Origin of the sequence: Corynebacterium sp. Marseille-P4611, from assembly GCF_916618765.1 — a bacterium.
Taxonomy (GTDB): domain Bacteria; phylum Actinomycetota; class Actinomycetes; order Mycobacteriales; family Mycobacteriaceae; genus Corynebacterium; species Corynebacterium marquesiae.
In genome coordinates, this window is the sequence record NZ_CAKAKD010000001.1 from 1249471 (window position 1) to 1265135 (window position 15665).

Annotated in this window: 15 protein-coding genes; 11 read left to right on the forward strand and 4 right to left on the reverse strand. The window is 60.6% G+C overall.

Annotation, left to right across the window (positions count from 1 at the left end; translation table 11 throughout):
* Nucleotides 1–42 precede the first annotated feature (42 nt).
* Nucleotides 43–633 (forward strand): hypothetical protein, encoded by a 591-nt coding sequence (locus LG376_RS06075; protein WP_225746502.1) that lies wholly within the window; start codon nt 43–45, stop codon nt 631–633.
* On the opposite strand, the gene LG376_RS06080 is transcribed toward LG376_RS06075, so the two are convergent.
* Complete coding sequence (locus LG376_RS06080; protein WP_225746503.1) at nt 634–2544, reverse strand: solute carrier family 23 protein; 1911 nt, start codon at nt 2542–2544, stop codon at nt 634–636.
* A gap of 316 nt (nt 2545–2860) precedes the next feature.
* On the opposite strand from LG376_RS06080, the gene pflB reads away from it, so the two are divergent.
* The 5 genes from pflB to LG376_RS06100 are packed head-to-tail and all read left to right on the forward strand — an operon-like array spanning nt 2861 to nt 8571.
* Nucleotides 2861–4948, forward strand: a complete 2088-nt coding sequence (gene pflB / locus LG376_RS06085) for a formate C-acetyltransferase (RefSeq protein WP_255632129.1) — start codon at nt 2861–2863, stop codon at nt 4946–4948.
* 41 nt (nt 4949–4989) lie between these two features.
* Nucleotides 4990–5241 carry an autonomous glycyl radical cofactor GrcA2 gene (gene grcA2 / locus LG376_RS12590; protein WP_005323969.1) on the forward strand — a complete coding sequence of 84 codons (252 nt, stop codon included), beginning with the start codon at nt 4990–4992 and terminating at the stop codon, nt 5239–5241.
* A gap of 2 nt (nt 5242–5243) precedes the next feature.
* Nucleotides 5244–6113, forward strand: a complete 870-nt coding sequence (gene pflA / locus LG376_RS06090) for a pyruvate formate-lyase-activating protein (protein ID WP_049377270.1) — start codon at nt 5244–5246, stop codon at nt 6111–6113.
* Between the two features lie 11 nt (nt 6114–6124).
* On the forward strand, nt 6125–7363 hold the full coding sequence (locus tag LG376_RS06095; RefSeq protein WP_225746504.1) for an alpha/beta fold hydrolase: 1239 nt from the start codon (nt 6125–6127) through the stop codon (nt 7361–7363).
* Between the two features lie 59 nt (nt 7364–7422).
* On the forward strand, nt 7423–8571 hold the full coding sequence (locus tag LG376_RS06100) for an SPFH domain-containing protein (RefSeq protein WP_225746505.1): 1149 nt from the start codon (nt 7423–7425) through the stop codon (nt 8569–8571).
* Nucleotides 8572–8702: 131 nt separating this feature from the next.
* On the opposite strand, the gene LG376_RS06105 is transcribed toward LG376_RS06100, so the two are convergent.
* On the reverse strand, nt 8703–10133 hold the full coding sequence (locus LG376_RS06105) for a peptide MFS transporter (RefSeq protein ID WP_225746506.1): 1431 nt from the start codon (nt 10131–10133) through the stop codon (nt 8703–8705).
* 43 nt (nt 10134–10176) lie between these two features.
* Between LG376_RS06105 and LG376_RS06110 the strand changes: the two genes are divergently transcribed.
* Both LG376_RS06110 and bioD read left to right on the forward strand, forming a co-directional pair.
* Nucleotides 10177–11448 carry an adenosylmethionine--8-amino-7-oxononanoate transaminase gene (locus tag LG376_RS06110; RefSeq protein WP_049377266.1) on the forward strand — a complete coding sequence of 424 codons (1272 nt, stop codon included), beginning with the start codon at nt 10177–10179 and terminating at the stop codon, nt 11446–11448.
* A complete protein-coding gene (bioD, locus tag LG376_RS06115) occupies nt 11445–12104 on the forward strand; it encodes a dethiobiotin synthase (protein ID WP_225746507.1) in 660 nt (219 codons plus the stop codon). Before LG376_RS06110 ends, bioD begins: the two co-directional genes overlap by 4 nt.
* A gap of 21 nt (nt 12105–12125) precedes the next feature.
* Here bioD and LG376_RS06120 read toward each other — a convergent pair whose 3' ends face one another.
* The gene (locus LG376_RS06120; protein WP_225746508.1) at nt 12126–13112 is read right to left on the reverse strand and encodes an HNH endonuclease signature motif containing protein; all 987 of its coding nucleotides are present in this window, start codon (nt 13110–13112) and stop codon (nt 12126–12128) included.
* Nucleotides 13113–13199: 87 nt separating this feature from the next.
* Between LG376_RS06120 and LG376_RS06125 the strand changes: the two genes are divergently transcribed.
* Nucleotides 13200–13424, forward strand: a complete 225-nt coding sequence (locus LG376_RS06125; RefSeq protein ID WP_225746509.1) for a hypothetical protein — start codon at nt 13200–13202, stop codon at nt 13422–13424.
* Here LG376_RS06125 and bcp read toward each other — a convergent pair.
* Nucleotides 13417–13884: a thioredoxin-dependent thiol peroxidase gene (bcp, locus tag LG376_RS06130; protein WP_225746510.1), complete on the reverse strand. Its 468-nt coding sequence runs from the start codon at nt 13882–13884 to the stop codon at nt 13417–13419. The genes LG376_RS06125 and bcp overlap by 8 nt on opposite strands.
* A gap of 96 nt (nt 13885–13980) precedes the next feature.
* On the opposite strand from bcp, the gene LG376_RS06135 reads away from it, so the two are divergent.
* Both LG376_RS06135 and LG376_RS06140 read left to right on the forward strand, forming a co-directional pair.
* Nucleotides 13981–14259, forward strand: coding sequence for a DUF3618 domain-containing protein (locus LG376_RS06135; RefSeq protein WP_049377261.1), 279 nt, complete (start codon nt 13981–13983; stop codon nt 14257–14259).
* A gap of 52 nt (nt 14260–14311) precedes the next feature.
* Complete coding sequence (locus LG376_RS06140) at nt 14312–15589, forward strand: glutaminase (protein WP_225746511.1); 1278 nt, start codon at nt 14312–14314, stop codon at nt 15587–15589.
* Nucleotides 15590–15665: the final 76 nt, after the last annotated feature.

Sequence of the window (15665 nt, forward strand, 5' to 3'; positions counted from 1 at the left end):
TTCGCATATCACCGCCCGCATAGTTGCCCTAAGATAGTCATCATGAAAAAGCTGCTTTCCACCCTTATCGCCGTCATTCTCATTGCCGCCGTGGCTGCCGCCGCGGTGTTCGTTTGGCAGGTACGGGAACCGGTGGAGGTGGAGACCGAATCGAGTAATACCAAGGTCATCAAGGCCGTGGAGCGCGAAGAGCAGGTGGTGCTCGTCTCGCTGGGTGTCGAGGGCCTATCGGAGGAATCCGCCACGAGCACGCTGTGGAATTGGCAGGTCCCGGGCAGCGAGCGCACCCAATACATCAAGTACTCTTACCGCGCCAAGCTCGGCATCGAAGGTTCGCAGGTTCAGGTGGAAGAAGAATCCCCGCGCCACTTCCGCGTGGAGATCCCCGAGTTCATTTTCATCGGGCACTCGGATGAGAATTTCGAAACCGCGGTGGAGGACAATGGCGCGTTGAGCTGGATTACCCCGGATATCGATAAGGCGGAAACCATCACTAAGATCCTCAACGAGGACAAAAAGAAAGAGGACATCGCGGATAATCGCGATGTCCTCCAATCCCAGGCCAAGCAGTTCTACACCGGCATTATTTCCGGTGTGGACCCAGAGGCCGAAGTGGACTTTTCCTTTCGCTAACTAGTCCACCTCGGTGAACTTGCGGTCCCACGAGGAGCGGACAGGGTTGGCGTCGGCCAGCAGAATATCGAAGCGGTCGTTGGCAATTTCTACGATTTCGCCCAGCGCGGTGCGGTACTCCTGCTCCGGGGAGTTGGCCAGGCGGCGCACGCCGGCATCAATGACGCGGTCGACGGTGTCATTGGTATCCAAATAGGCCACAAAAGGCATGTCAAAGCGCTCGCGGTAGGCGGCGGAAAGCTCGGTGATGCGCTCGGTCTGCACATCATCTAGGTCGGTCAGACCGAGGGAGCCGCGGTCGGCGGAGATGGTGGCGGCTTCGTTGGCGTCGGCAAGCAGCAGCTCATCCATGGCCGGGTAATCGTGGATGAGGGCGGCGCGGCGGGAATCATCCGCGGTCAGCACGGCCACCTGAATGGCCGCCCGCAGCTCATTAATATCGCCGAACGGCCGCGACTCCCACGCCAGCTCCAACGGCCAGGTCTCGTTATTAAACAGCGGGCGCAGGGCCGAGACGAATTCCTCGCGGGAGGCGCCATTGAGTTGCTGCAGGCTCACGCTCTTGCCGACGGCCCGAGATACCTGCGTTCCCTGCTTGCCCCCAGTGTGGAAGAACAAAAGGTTGAGCACGATGGCCGTAATCGCGCCGATGGACATGCCAGAAGAGACAAAGGTTTGTGCCCACTCCGGGAAGGCGGAGGCGATATCCGGCTTGAAGGTCACCAGCATGGCCAGCCCCAGCGCGGAGGTAACGATGACGGAGTTGCGACCATCGGAAAGGTCGGCCTTGGCGATGGTCTGCAGGCCCACCCACGCCACGTTGGCGAAAAGTGCCAGGGAGGCGCCGCCGAGAACAGGGGAGGGGATGGAGGCCACGACCGCGCCGGCCTTAGGCAAAATGCCCAGCACCATCATGAACCCCGCGGCAGCAACGGCCACCCAGCGCGATTTCACGCTGGTCAGGCGTACCAGGCCAACGTTTTGGGCAAAGCAGGTATAGGGGAAGGAGTTCATCACGCCGCCCACCAGGGTGGACAGGCCATCGGCGCGAATGGCACGCACGACGTCATCGCGGCGGATGCGCTTTTTTACAATCTCGCCGGTGGCAAAGACGTCACCGGTGGTCTCCACCATGGTGATGATCATGACGATGATGAGCGAGAAAATCGCTACCAGGTCAAACTTCGGCATACCGAAGTAGAACGGGGTAGTAATGCCGAGGGCGGGGGCGGAGGAGACCTCGTCAAAGGAGGCGTCGCCAAGCACGAGGGCCACGCCAGTGCCTAAGACTAGGCCGATGAGCACGGCCAGGGTACCCAGGAAGCCGGAGGAAAAACGCTGCACCAAGATGATGACCGCGAGCGTGCCAAAGCCATAGAGCAAGTCGCGGGTGGCCGGCACGCCCTCGGCGTAATTGACAAAGTCATTGGCCGACACCCCAAGCAGTGACGTACCCATGACCAGCAGGACCGAACCGGTGACCACCGGCGGGAAGAAACGCAGCACCTTGCCAAAGACCGGCGCCGCGAAGAAGGTAAAAAGGCCGGCGACAATAATGGCGCCATAGATGGTTGGCAGCGAGGCCACCCCACCCGCGCCGTCGGTCGCGTCCAGTCCAATGGCAATAATTGGGGAGACGGCCGTTGTAGTCACGCCCTGCACGATGGGCAGGCGCACGCCAATGTGCTTGCCGACGCCCAGGGACTGAATGATCGTCGCTATGCCACAGGTCAATAGGTCCGCATTAATGAGGTGGATGGTGGTTTCCGCATCCAGATTGAGCGAGCCGGCAATGAGCAGCGGGACGATGACTGCGCCGGCATAAAACGCCAGCACATGCTGTATACCCAAGGCAGCTAGTTTGGGAGTGGGTGGGACGATATCTACTGGATGCTTGGGCTGCGAAGCCACGAAGTCCTCCTTTGTGCGGAAGCGAAGCTGAACGGCTTTAACAGTAGAGGTTCGTGCAGGTAGCGGCCAAAATCTTACCGTGATGAGGAACACGTTCGGGGCTATTTCACCCCCGATGGAAGACGTACGTGCGTACTGTATAAAATCACTCACCTGCGAAACAACACGACCGGTTTATTACTTGGTTTTCAAACGTTTGCGAGAGTTGTTAATACCAGGGAATTGGTCAACAATTGGGGCCAGAGGGGCTTGGTGCTGTGGCTCGAAGAAAGCGGCATTTATCCCCTGATAGAAATTCGCCCGAGAGAAGGGAATTATGACTACCGCAACGCAGCCTCAACAGTTTGAAGCTTGGAAGGGATTTGAGTCCGGTCCGTGGACCGAGGGCATCAACGTCCGCGACTTCATCCAGCGCAACTACACGCCGTACGACGGTGACTCCAGCTTCCTGGCGGGTCCGACCGAAAAGACCAAGCGCGTCTGGGAGACCCTGGAAAAGAAGTACCTGTCCGTCGAGCGCGAAAAGCGCGTTTACGACGTTGACACCCACACCCCGACCGATATCGACGCCTTCCCGGCCGGCTACATCTCAGAGGACGACGACGTTATCGTCGGCCTGCAGACTGATACCCCGCTGAAGCGCGCCATGATGCCGTTCGGTGGCTGGCGCATGGTCAAGCAGGCTATTGCTGAAGCGGGCAAGGAAGTAGATCCTGAGGTGGAGAAGATCTTCACCCGTTACCGCAAGACCCACAACGATGCGGTCTTCGATATCTACACCCCGCGCATCCGCGCTGCTCGTTCATCACACATCATCACCGGCCTGCCGGATGCTTACGGCCGTGGCCGCATCATCGGCGACTACCGCCGTGTCGCACTGTATGGTGTGGACTACCTGATTGAGGAAAAGCAGGCTTCCCGCGATTCCGTCGCAGATGCTGGCTTCTCTGAGCACTGGGCACGCTTCCGCGAGGAGCACTCCGAGCAGATCAAGGCCCTGAAGAAGCTCAAGAAGATGGCTGAGTCCTACGGCTTCGACATCTCCCAGCCGGCTAAGACCGCTCACGAGGCAGTGCAGTGGACCTACTTTGGCTACCTGGCTTCCATTAAGTCCCAGGATGGCGCCGCAATGTCCATCGGCCGCCTGTCCGCCTTCTTCGATTGCTACTTCGAGCGCGACCTCGCCGCTGGCATCATCACCGAGGAAGACGCCCAGGAGATCATCGACTCCCTGGTTCTCAAGCTGCGTATCGTTCGCTTCCTGCGCACCATCGATTACGACCAGATCTTCTCCGGCGACCCATACTGGGCAACTTGGTCCGACGCTGGCTTTGGCAACGACGGCCGCCACTTGGTCACTAAGACCTCTTTCCGCCTGCTGCAGACCCTGGTGAACCTTGGCCCATCACCTGAGCCAAACATCACCATCTTCTGGGATCCGAAGCTGCCAGAGGGCTACAAGGAATTCTGTGCCCACATCTCCATTGAGACCTCCTCCATCCAGTACGAGTCTGACCGCCAGATCCGTGAGCAGTGGGGCGATGACGCCGCAATTGCTTGCTGTGTCTCCCCGATGCAAGTTGGCAAGCAGATGCAGTTCTTCGGCGCTCGTGTGAACGCCGCAAAGGCTCTGCTCTACGCCATCAACGGTGGCCGCGATGAGGTAACCGGCAAGCAGGTTGTCGAAGGCTACGAGCCCATCAAGGGCGACGGCCCACTGGACTTCGACGAGGTTTGGCAGAAGTACGAGGAGATGCTGGACTGGGTTGTTGGCACCTACGTAGAAGCCCTCAACATCATCCACTACTCCCACGATAAGTACGCCTACGAGGCAGTCGAGATGGCGCTGCACGATTCCAATATCGTCCGCTCCATGGGCTGCGGCATCGCCGGCCTGTCCATCGTTGCCGACTCCCTGGCTGCTATCAAGTACGCCAAGGTCACCCCGGTACGCGACGAGACTGGCTTGATTACGGACTACGTCACCGAAGGTGACTTCCCGTTCTACGGCAACGATGACGACCGCGCCGATGATATCGCCGCTACCATTGTCCACACCGTGATGGAAAAGATTAAGGCCATCCCGATGTACCGCAACGCCATCCCAACCCAGTCCGTGCTGACCATTACCTCGAACGTGGTCTACGGCAAGGCAACAGGCGCCTTCCCGTCGGGCCACAAGGCTGGCACGCCGTTCTCCCCGGGTGCTAACCCAGAAAACGGTGCTGACAGCCACGGTATGGTCGCGTCCATGCTGTCGGTCGGCAAACTGGACTACAAGGATGCCCTCGACGGTATCTCGCTGACCAACACCATTACTCCTTCCGGATTGGGCCGCACCCCAGAAGAGCGCATCAATAACTTGGTGGGCGTTCTGGACGCCGGCTTCATCATGGAAAAGTAAGAACCACTCATCCCATCAACCATCTCGAAAAGGAGAAAATCATGGCAACCCCAACTTTCGAAGACCGCATGTCAGCAATGAAGGCAAACCGCGATGCACACCAGATGAACTCTGGTCTGTACCACGCCAACATCAACGTGCTGGACAAGTCCACCCTGGAAGATGCCGTTGAGCACCCAGAGAAGTACCCGAACCTCACCGTTCGCGTCTCTGGCTACGCAGTCAACTTCGTTAAGCTGACCAAGGAGCAGCAGCTCGACGTTATCTCCCGTACCTTCCACCAGGGTTCCTAATCATGGCAGATGGCGTTACTGGTGTCGTTACCCTCTCTCCTGAAGAGGGAGAGCGAGTCCGCGGCGCAGCCGCGGGCCTGGGAGATGACGCTCAATTCGATGACATTACCCGCCCCGAACTCATGGAGGCGCGCCGTACCGGCGATATTGGCCTCGTGCACTCTTGGGAGCTCGTGACCGCCGTCGATGGCCCGGGTACCCGCATGACGATGTTCATGTCCGGCTGCCCACTGCGCTGCCAGTACTGCCATAACCCAGACACCTGGGAGATGAAGACCGGCACGCTGGAGCGGGTCGAGGATGTGGTCAAGCGCATTAAGCGTTATAAGCCAATCTTCAACGCTTCCGGTGGCGGTCTCACCATCTCCGGTGGTGAACCCCTCTTCCAACTTTCTTTCACGCGCCGCGTGCTCAAGGAAGTTCACGATGCGGGCATCCACACCACCATCGATACTGCCGGTTATCTCGGTGCGCGGTTGCGTGACGAGGACCTGGACAATATCGACCTCGTGCTTCTCGACGTCAAGTCGGGCGACGAGGAAACCTATCGCAAGGTCACTCAGCGCGAACTCCAGCCCACGCTGGACTTCGGCGACAGGTTGAACAAGATAGGCAAACCGGTGTGGATCCGCTTCGTGGCGGTGCCAGACCTCACGGACTCGCCAGAGAACGTGGAAAATGTGGCCAATATCGTGGCGCGTTGGAAATCCAACGTTGAGCGCGTTGAGGTCCTGCCTTTCCACAATATGGGCAAGGACAAGTGGGATCGCTTGGGCATGAACTACCAGCTAGCTGACACGAAGCCACCAAAGCCGGAAGATGTGGAGAAAATCCGTGACGTCTTCCGCTCGAAGGGCCTGGAAGTCCACTAGCCTGGGAGGACATGACCTCCTATTGCCGCTTCGGCCACACAATTAAAGAGCACCACCTAGAAGTCCCGTGGGATTATTCCAATCCCCACGGGACTTTTGGGCTCTACGCCCGCGAAATCATTCCGCCAGGCGGAGAGGACCTGCCTGCGCTGCTTTATCTCCAGGGCGGGCCTGGTTTCCCAGCACCCCGGCCGCTGGCACCTACGGGATTGATTGGCAAGGCGCTAGAGCGCTATCGCGTTATCCTCATGGATCAGCGAGGCACCGGCCGCTCGCACCGCATTGATGCACTTAGCCCGGCCGCAGAGCGCACCGCCAAGCACTTGGCGTTGCTGCGCCAGGACAATATCGTCCGCGATGCCGAGCGCCTGCGCGAGCACCTCGGCCTCGAGAAGTGGTCGCTGTTCGGGCAGTCTTTCGGCGGCTTTTGCATCACCGCCTACCTGTCCCAGGCGCCCGAGCGCGTCGAGCATGCTTTCTTCACCGGCGGCATCCCCACGCTGAAGGGCGCGGATGAGCTCTACCGCGCTACTTTCCGCAAGCTCAAGGCCCGCCAGCAGCGTTTTTACCGCGAATTCCCGTGGGCACAGGGTCGTATCGAGGAGATCATTTCCCACCTGGACAATTCAGATGAGCGGCTACCTACCGGTGAGCGCCTGTCCGCGCTGCGCTTTCGTACCATCGGCATCGAGCTCGGCCGCGGCACCGGCTTCGATTCGCTTGCCTATCTGCTCGAAGAGCCCTTCCGCACCGTGGCGAGGGAGAAGCGGTTGCGGGGTGATTTCCTGGCGGACGTCGGCCAGCGCGTGAGCTTTGCGGACGGCCCGTTATATGCTGCCATTCATGAATCCATCTACGGCGGCGCCGGTGGCCAGGCCACTACGAACTGGGCGGCGCACCGCGTGCGCGAGGAGTTCCCCGAGTTTGCCGAATCCGGTACGTGGCTAACCGGCGAGCACATCTTTCCCTGGCAGTTCGACGAGGACCCAGCTTTGCACGCGTTTGCCGACGCCGCCCATGGCCTCGCCCGCCATGAATTCTCCCCGCCCTATGCGTTGAACGAGGTGCCGACCACAGCCGCGGCCATCTACGTCGATGATATTTTCGTCCCGCTCGAGGAGTCCTTGGCTACGGCCGCGCACCTGGGAGACCTGCGGCCGTGGATCAACAATGAATTCCAGCACAACGGCATCCGCGAGGATGGTGCGACCATCTTGGGGAAGCTCTTTTCGCTTATCGACGATCACTAGCATTTCGCTATTTCCTATGCGAAAATATTGGTGATCATCACGACATTTAGGGAGACTCAATGATTGCCACCATAGTAATAGTCTTTATCCTGCTGATTATCTTGGGAACGCTCTTCGATGGCTATTTCATCGTTCGCACTCGCGAAGCTGCCATACTGGAGCGTTTGGGCAAATTCCAAAAGGTGGCACACGCTGGCCTGCACTTTAAGATGCCGTGGATAGACCGCGTCCGCGATAAGATTTCGCTGCAGGTGCGTCAGTTGGATGTCATGGTAGAGACCAAGACGAAGGACAATGTCTTCGTCCAGATCCCTGTCGCCGTGCAGTACGAGGTAGTCCAGGGCCGCGAGCGCGAGGCGTACTACATGCTCTCCAATCACGAGCAGCAGATTGTGGCTTACGTCCAGGACAATGTTCGTTCCTCCGTAGCGAATATGAACCTAGATGATTCCTTCTCCTCCAAGGACACCATCGCCCGCAATGTTGCGGCCTCCCTGCGCGACAACATGGCCGAATATGGCTGGAACTTCGTCAATACCTTGGTTACCGATATTCGCCCCGATTCCCGCGTGCGCGAGTCCATGAACTCCATTAACGCAGCGCAGCGCGAGCGCGAGGCGGCCGTCGCCCAGGCGGAGGCTGAAAAGATCCGCGTGGTGAAGGAGGCCGAGGGTGCAGCCGAGGCGAAGAAGCTGCAGGGCCGCGGCGTCGCCGACCAGCGTAAGGAAATTGTCGAGGGCATTGCACAGCAGTACGAGATGCTTCGCGACGCCGGTGTGGAAGAATCCCCCGAAGCCCTCATGCTGGTCTCCCAGTACCTCGACGCTATGGTCGACGTCTCTCACAACGGCCAAGCGTCCGTTCTCTACATGCCCTCCAACCCGCAGGGGATGGGCGATCTATTCAGCGGTATGCGTGACGTGCTCATGGCCAACCGTGCCCTCGACTCCGCCGAGGAGCCGTCCCAACGTCGTCGCCCGCAGCCTAAGAAGCCTTCCCGTGCTGAAGAAATCGAGCGCGAATCTAAGCGTCAGGCCGAACGCGCTAAGCGCGAAGCCATCGCCGCTTCCCAGCGCGCTGAGCAGCAACGCTCCGAGAACCAGCAGGCAGAGCCGCAGGCGCAGCAGGGCCAGCACTCCACCGCGCAGCCCCAAGCTGCCCGCGAGTACTTCCAGCAGCTGCGCGAGCAACTGAAAAGCGAGGACTAGCCCTGAGCATCGATAACCTCTTTGATGCCTATACCGCGCAGCGTGGCATAACCCGCCGCGCGGAGGTGATCCCCGATCACGAGTGCCAGATTTTCTCCGCCGACACCCAAGCTGCCTCAGAAACCGACACCTTAAACGCCGCCCGAAACCTCGTCCACGACGTCCTTTCGGCCAACCAAGAGCATGAGCCCCAGTGCGACGGGGACGAATCCGACAATAAGTAGGTAGTTCCGCTCCGCATCTGCCGAGGAAGGGTCATAGAGCGTCGATAGTGTTCCCGCCAGCGAGGTGCCGATGGCCATGGTGAGAAAGTACAGGGCTGAAAAGCGCGTCGCGTAGGCCCGTGGTGCGTGCGCGGCCGATGCCGCCATGCCCACTGGTCCGATGAATAGCTCGCCGAGCGACATCAAGAAGATGGTCAAGGCTAAAACCGCGAACGGCGTTGAGTTTTCTCCGCCCCCGACGAACGGCAACAGCACAAACATTCCGGAACCAGCCACCATGATGCCTACGGCCATTAATAGACGTCGCGAGCGAGCCCATCGGGCCATGCCTGCCGCCAATGGAAGGGACAACACCAAGATGAACAGTGGGTTGAGCGATTGCGTCCACGCCGCTGGAATCTCAAATCCGCCTACCATGCGGTTTACACGTTGATCCGAGTACACGGCTAGCACGCCGTAAATCTGCGGTTGGAGGGTCCAATAGGCCGTCGAGCAGAAAAACAGCGGAATATATGTCACGACTTTCCGCCGCTCCGGTGCGCTGACCCCCGGCGATCGCAGCATGCTGGCGAAGAGGGCGAGGGCGGCCGTAATCGTGGTAAAGAGCAAAAGCATGGCGAGCTTATCTGGCGAGATAGTCACCGCAACGGCGACGCCGCCCACGACGGCCGCCAACGCTATCGCCGCGGCCCTGCCCGGTGTGGTGGTGGGGTTGGGCGGCTGCGAATCAAATTCGGCGACTACCCGCCGGCGCAGCGTGCCGTAGAGGGCGCACCCGCAACACATGAGGATCGCGGCCGCGAGGAAGCCAGCGTGGTAGCCGTATTCTTGTGCCAGCCAGCCAGTAAGCATCGGCCCGAGTAGGGCGCCGATATTAATCCCTAGATAAAAGATCTGGAAGGCGCCATCTCGTGTGCCGGCCGCGGGAGGAAAAGCCGCACCCAGAATGGTGATTGCTGCTGTCTTGAGCAGGCCTGAGCCCAGCGCAAGCGGCAAAAGCCCGGCTACGAGACCTGCCGCGCCAGGCACCAAGGACAGCGAAAAGTGCCCGCAAATGAGCAGAACCGCGCCGCCAAGCAGTGTGCGTTCGGCGCCCAAGAGCCGGTCGCTGACCCACCCGCCGACGAACGTGCACAGATAGAGCAGGCTACCGTATGCGCCGACAAGCGCGGTGGCCTGTGCTTGGTCCATGCCGAGCCCGCCGGAGGTGGAATAGAGGTAGTAGGCGAGGATGGCCTGCATGCCGTAGAAGCTAAAGCGCTCCCACATTTCAATTCCGGCGACTGCTGGTAAAGCCGCCGGTAGACGCCGGATTGAACGCTGTTTAATAATTGTCATAAAAGCACTATAACGGCCGAAAGTCTGTGATAGACCTAAAATCATGGATATTTCAGCGGAGGATATTGTCACTCTCGATGCGCGACACATTTGGCACCCCTACGCCGAGCCAGGCGAGCCAACGCTTGTGGTGGACTCGGCCGCCGGCGTCCATCTAACGCTTGCGGATGGCACCACGCTTATCGACGCCATGTCTTCCTGGTGGGCCGCCGCCCACGGCCACGGACACCCGCGACTCAAGGCAGCAGCGGCCGCACAAATCGAGCGAATGAGCCACGTCATGTTCGGTGGGCTTACCCACGAACCTGCCGCGAGGCTTACTCGCAACCTCATGGAACTGACCCGGGGTGATTTCAAACAGGTCTTTTATTCGGACTCCGGATCTGTATCGGTAGAAGTAGCCATCAAAATGGCGCTACAGTATGCCCGTGGCTTAGGGCACCCCGAGCGCACCAAGATGCTGACGTGGCGATCGGGGTATCACGGCGATACCTTCGCGGCGATGAGCGTGTGCGATCCCGAAGGCGGTATGCACTCGATGTGGACTGGCACCCTAGCGCGCCAGGTTTTCGCCCCGGCGCCGCCTATTCGCGGAGCTAGCCCGGCCGAGCGCGCAACCTATCTGCACGAGCTGGAATCGTGCATCACCGAGGAGGTCGCGGCCCTAGTCATAGAACCTGTAGTCCAAGGCGCGGGAGGCATGCGCTTTCACGACCACGAGCTGGTACGCGGGGCCCGCGATATCTGTGACCACCACGGTATCGTGCTCATCGCGGACGAGATCGCCACTGGCTTCGGCCGGACTGGCGACCTATTTGCCACCCAAGCGGCCGGTGTCGTGCCGGATATTATGTGCGTTGGCAAAGCGATGACCGGTGGGTTTATGACCATGGCCGCCACGCTCGCTACCGCGAAGGTGGCCGAGGGGATGCGTCCGCGCGCGCTGATGCACGGACCGACGTTTATGGCTAATCCGCTTGCTTGCGCCGTTTCAGCCGCGGCAACTGAGCTCATTGTGGAAGGACACTGGCGCGAGCAGGTAGCGGGCATCGAAAAGCAGCTGCAGCGCGGGCTTGCAGACCTAGCTGAGGAGCCGGGGGTAGCGGATGTGCGCGTGCTCGGTGCCATCGGCGTGGTGGAAATGGAACGCGAAGTAAATATGGCCGCAGCGACGGCCGCGGCCGTGGAACAGGGCGTGTGGTTGCGCCCGTTCGGCCGACTGATTTATATCATGCCGCCGTTTATCAGCACCGCCGACGAAGTAACCCAGATGTGCCGCGGCGTGCGCGCCGCGGTAGCAGGAGGACGACAGTGATTATTTACGTAACGGGGACGAACACGGACGTCGGCAAGACGGTGGCAACGGCCGCGCTCGCCAGTGCCTTCAAGCAGCGCGGCCGTGAGGTTGTCTACGCTAAGCCACTGCAGACGGGGGAGCCGGAGGGGAAGGGGGATGCGGTGACCGTCGGCAAGCTGGCAGGCGTGGAGGTTACCGAGATGGTGCGCTTCCCGGAGCCGCTGGCGCCAAACCTTTCTGCGCGCCGGGCCGGAATGGACCAACCCGGCCTGCAGGAACTCAAGGAGTGGATTGCCGCCCTCGACGCGCCCGGCCGCGTGGTGCTTGTTGAAGGCGCCGGCGGGCTGCTCGTGCGTCTGACGGACACCTATACGCTTGCCGACGTCGCCGATAGGCTCCTCATCGTCACCTCCCTCGGCCTAGGAAGCCTCAACGCGGCCGAGCTGACCGTGCGCGAGGCGCAACGCCACGGAATCGAGGTGCTCGGGCTGATTGGTGGCTCGCTGTCGGCCGCCCCCGACTTAGCTACCCGACTGAACCTCGAGGAGATGCCGGAGGTGACCGGCTGTCCGCTGTGGGGCAGCCTGCCGGAGGGCATGGCCCGCATGACGCCGGCCGAATTCGCACGGGTAGCCGCCGAAGTCTACGCGGACTTTTTAGAGCACGCCGAGTAGCGCTACCTCGCAGAGGCAGCGCTAGCGGACCCAACGTACCTTGCCATTGACTCGGGCAAGGCGCCCACGCAGCGGCGGGGCATTCGGATCATCTTGGTTGACCCCGTTGTGGTAGGGGCAGCACACCGTCAGGTTCTCCATATTGGTCAACCCGCCGTGTTTCCACGCCTTGAGGTGATGGATCTGGGCCTTGTCCGCCGGGTGGTTGCACGGCGGCCACGGGCAGGTGGGATTTTCGGCCGCGGCCATTTGCCGCTGTTTCTCGGTGGCGTAACGCGACGTGCGATACAGGTTGACTGGGCCCTTGACGGGGTGGATTAGGGTGGCTAGACCATGCTCGGTGAAGGTGCGCTCGACCAACTCAGCACCGGTAATCGTGGCGCCATTAGTCAGCCGCAGGGTGACTTCTTCACCGTCGCCGTCCAAGATGCGGTCCAGCGCGTTGAGCGGGATGATGACATTGGTTGTGGTGCGCGCGGAAGGGGCGCCCGAGCCGCGAAGGAGATCGCGCAGGGAATCGAGTGGGCGCGCGGGATCGAGCGCGGCGTCGAACTCCGCGAGGAAGGCCGAGGGAGCGGTAATCCGCATGGTCCAGGGGCCATTCGGGCGGCGAAGGAGCTGCACCCCTTCGCGGGGCGGCGTGCGGCGCGGGCGGAGGTCGCGGAGGCGTTGCTTGGCGCGGCGGGCGATTTCAGAGGCGGGGCCTCGCAGGCGGCACAGCTCTACCCGCAAGTTCCACGCATCGCGCTGTGTGCGCACGCGGGAGACGTATTTTTCAATCAGCTTGAGCGTTATGAGGTCATGGTGGCGAGCGGCTGTAGCCGCGTGGCGTTGCTTGCGGCTAAAGCCGGTCGTACCGAAATAGACTTCGGCCATGGCGCGCAGTTCGCGCGCTTCCACGTCCGGCAAACCAAGCTCGAGAAGGGCGCGTTCAGACATGCCGTGGGCCTCGGCGAGGATGTCCATCGCCGAGGCAATATGGGTGGCATAGGCCTGCAGTGCGCTCATAGCTGCAACTTTAAGCAGAGCCGGCGGGCGAGCCGAGGCGAAGACGTCCGCAACTGTGGATAACTTGTTTAAGCGTCAACTTCCCCAGTGGCCCGCAATGGCAAAAAGGTACGAAACGAGCAGGCGCTTAATCTCTACGACCACGGCATCAAAGTCGTCCGAGTCGCCCGCAGTTGCGCAATTGAGCTGCGCGACGACGCTGTGGATAAGGGAGCTGGCCTGGTCAATGCGCTCGGCATCCGCGGCGGTGTCGCACCGAGTGAGATCGCAGGCGAGGTACAACGCACCGACGGGTGCCCCGGCGCTAGTTAAGACCCTTCATCACGCGGGCGACGTGGCCGGTGGCCTTGACGTTGTAGTGCGTCTGGCCGATGGTGCCATCCGGCTCGACCAAGAAGGTGGAGCGGATAACGCCCTGGACGACCTTGCCGTAGTTCTTCTTCTCACCAAACGCGCCGTAGGAGGTCATGACAGACTTATCCGGATCCGAAAGCAGCGGGAAGTTCAGTTCGTGGTCTGCGCGGAACTTCGCCAGCGCCTCCGGCTTATCGGGCGAGATACCCACGACGGCGATATTGAGATCATTGAGCTGTTCCAGGGAATCGCGGAAATCGCAGGCTTCCTTGGTGCAGCCTGGGGTATTGGCGCGGGGGTAGAAGTAGACCAGTACGCGCTGGCCTGCGTAATCGGCGAGGGAAACGGTGTTTCCGGCGTCGTCGGCAAGCGCAAAGGCAGGGGCGGTATCTCCAGCATTCAAACGGTTTTCAGTCATGGTTTCCACCTTACTTACCGCCCGGGCTGCACGCTTTTAGGCCGGCGGGGTAGAATGACCCCGTTAAGAGCGAACCTAAGTTAAGAGGAGAACTTCGTGGCACGCAATATTGAAGACATTCAGCGCGATATCGAGCGCACCCGCCGCCAGCTGGCCGGCACCCTGGACGAGCTGGCACAGCGCAGCAACCCGCAGAACTTTGCCAACGAGGCTAAGAACGCGGCTACCGATAAGCTGCAGGACCGCAACGTGCAGATGGCCCTGGGCGGCGTCGGCGCCGCTGTGGTTGGGCTGATTGCTTTCTCGGTCTTCCGCTCTCGCCGCCGCAAGAGCGACCTGAAGGAGCTGCAGCGCCTGCTGTCCGAGCGCCACTAAATTATGGAAGTCCCCGCACACTGCGGGGACTTTTTTCGTAGGCTGGGTTGGGATGAAGACACCAATCCCTTTTTATTTGCAGGAAATCCTCACCAAGGTGCGCGATAATCGCGACGGTGCCGTGGCGGATTATATTCCGGAGCTGGCCAAGGCTGAGCCCGAGTATCTCGGCGCCGCGATGTGCACCACCACCGGCCACGTCTACTCAGCGGGCGATGATGAGGTGGAATTTACCCTGCAATCCTTGTCCAAGCCGTTTGTCTACGCACTGGCGCTGCAGGAGCTGGGCCTTTCTGCGGTGCGTGAGATAGTGGGTATGGAGCCTTCAGGGGAGGCTTTTAATGAGCTTTCGCTCAACCGTGATGATCACCGGCCGGTCAACCCCATGATTAACGCGGGCGCGATTGCGGTCACGCAGTTAATTAATGGCGTGGATTCGGAGCCGGCCGAGCGCGTGGAGCGCCTGCGCACCTATTTCTCTCGGTTGGCGGGACGCGATTTGCTTATCGACGCCCCCATGCGCGACTCCGAGCTCGAAGTCAGCGACCGCAACCTCTCCCTGGCGCATATGCTGCGCAATTACGACATCATCCAGGACGAGGCGCACGATGCGGTGTCAACGTATATCGAGCAGTGCTCGATTGTGGTGACGGTACGGGACCTGGCCGTGATGTCGGCAACGCTGGCCAATGGCGGCGTGCAGCCGGTGACGGGCGACAAAATTTTGGACGCGGACGTGTGCCGGTTGACGCTTTCGGTGATGAGCTCGGCCGGCATGTACGACGGCGCCGGACGGTGGATGGCCGAGGTGGGTATCCCGGCGAAGTCGGGCGTCTCGGGTGGCCTGCTAGGCACGTTGCCGGGCCAGTTGGGCGTGGCTACATTCTCGCCGCGGCTGAACAAGGAAGGCAACTCGGTGCGCGGGGTGGATGCGTTCAAGCTGCTGTCGAAGGATATGGGCCTGCACCTGATGTCTACGGATGAGCGTTATGGCGTGAACCCAGTGCGCAAGGTGGAGCAGGATGCGGAGCTGACCGTCATTTATCTGCAGGGCTTGATTAACTTCAACGCGGCCGAGACCATCTTGTACGAGCTGATGGAGTGGGATTTTGGCGAAGGTACGGTAGTGCTCGAGCTATCGCATATCACCGGTACAAACCGTATGGGTCGGCGCATGCTGAAAGAGGGGCTGCGCCGCATCCGCGAGTCCGGCTTTGATATTGCGATCGTGGATCCGGATGGAGAGCTGGAAGATCGCACCATGTCGGACGGTACCCAGGTGCCCAAGGGAGAGCCGGAAGACTACATGATTAACGGTGAACCCGTTTAGGTTTGGGTTGCCTTACTTAATCAGGTTAGGATGTCCTATGTAAGGCCCTTCGCGTTAGCCGCGAGGGCACCCAACG

Bases quoted from the DNA above. Each gene is read 5' to 3' on its own strand.
- LG376_RS06075 (WP_225746502.1), top strand. From the start codon at position 43: ATGAAAAAGCTGCTTTCCACCCTTATCGCCGTCATTCTCATTGCCGCC.
- pflB (WP_255632129.1), top strand. From the start codon at position 2,861: ATGACTACCGCAACGCAGCCTCAACAGTTTGAAGCTTGGAAGGGATTT.
- grcA2 (WP_005323969.1), top strand. From the start codon at position 4,990: ATGGCAACCCCAACTTTCGAAGACCGCATGTCAGCAATGAAGGCAAAC.
- pflA (WP_049377270.1), top strand. From the start codon at position 5,244: ATGGCAGATGGCGTTACTGGTGTCGTTACCCTCTCTCCTGAAGAGGGA.
- LG376_RS06095 (WP_225746504.1), top strand. From the start codon at position 6,125: ATGACCTCCTATTGCCGCTTCGGCCACACAATTAAAGAGCACCACCTA.
- LG376_RS06100 (WP_225746505.1), top strand. From the start codon at position 7,423: ATGATTGCCACCATAGTAATAGTCTTTATCCTGCTGATTATCTTGGGA.
- LG376_RS06105 (WP_225746506.1), bottom strand. From the start codon at position 10,133: ATGACAATTATTAAACAGCGTTCAATCCGGCGTCTACCGGCGGCTTTA.
- LG376_RS06110 (WP_049377266.1), top strand. From the start codon at position 10,177: ATGGATATTTCAGCGGAGGATATTGTCACTCTCGATGCGCGACACATT.
- LG376_RS06120 (WP_225746508.1), bottom strand. From the start codon at position 13,112: ATGAGCGCACTGCAGGCCTATGCCACCCATATTGCCTCGGCGATGGAC.
- bcp (WP_225746510.1), bottom strand. From the start codon at position 13,884: ATGACTGAAAACCGTTTGAATGCTGGAGATACCGCCCCTGCCTTTGCG.
- LG376_RS06140 (WP_225746511.1), top strand. From the start codon at position 14,312: ATGAAGACACCAATCCCTTTTTATTTGCAGGAAATCCTCACCAAGGTG.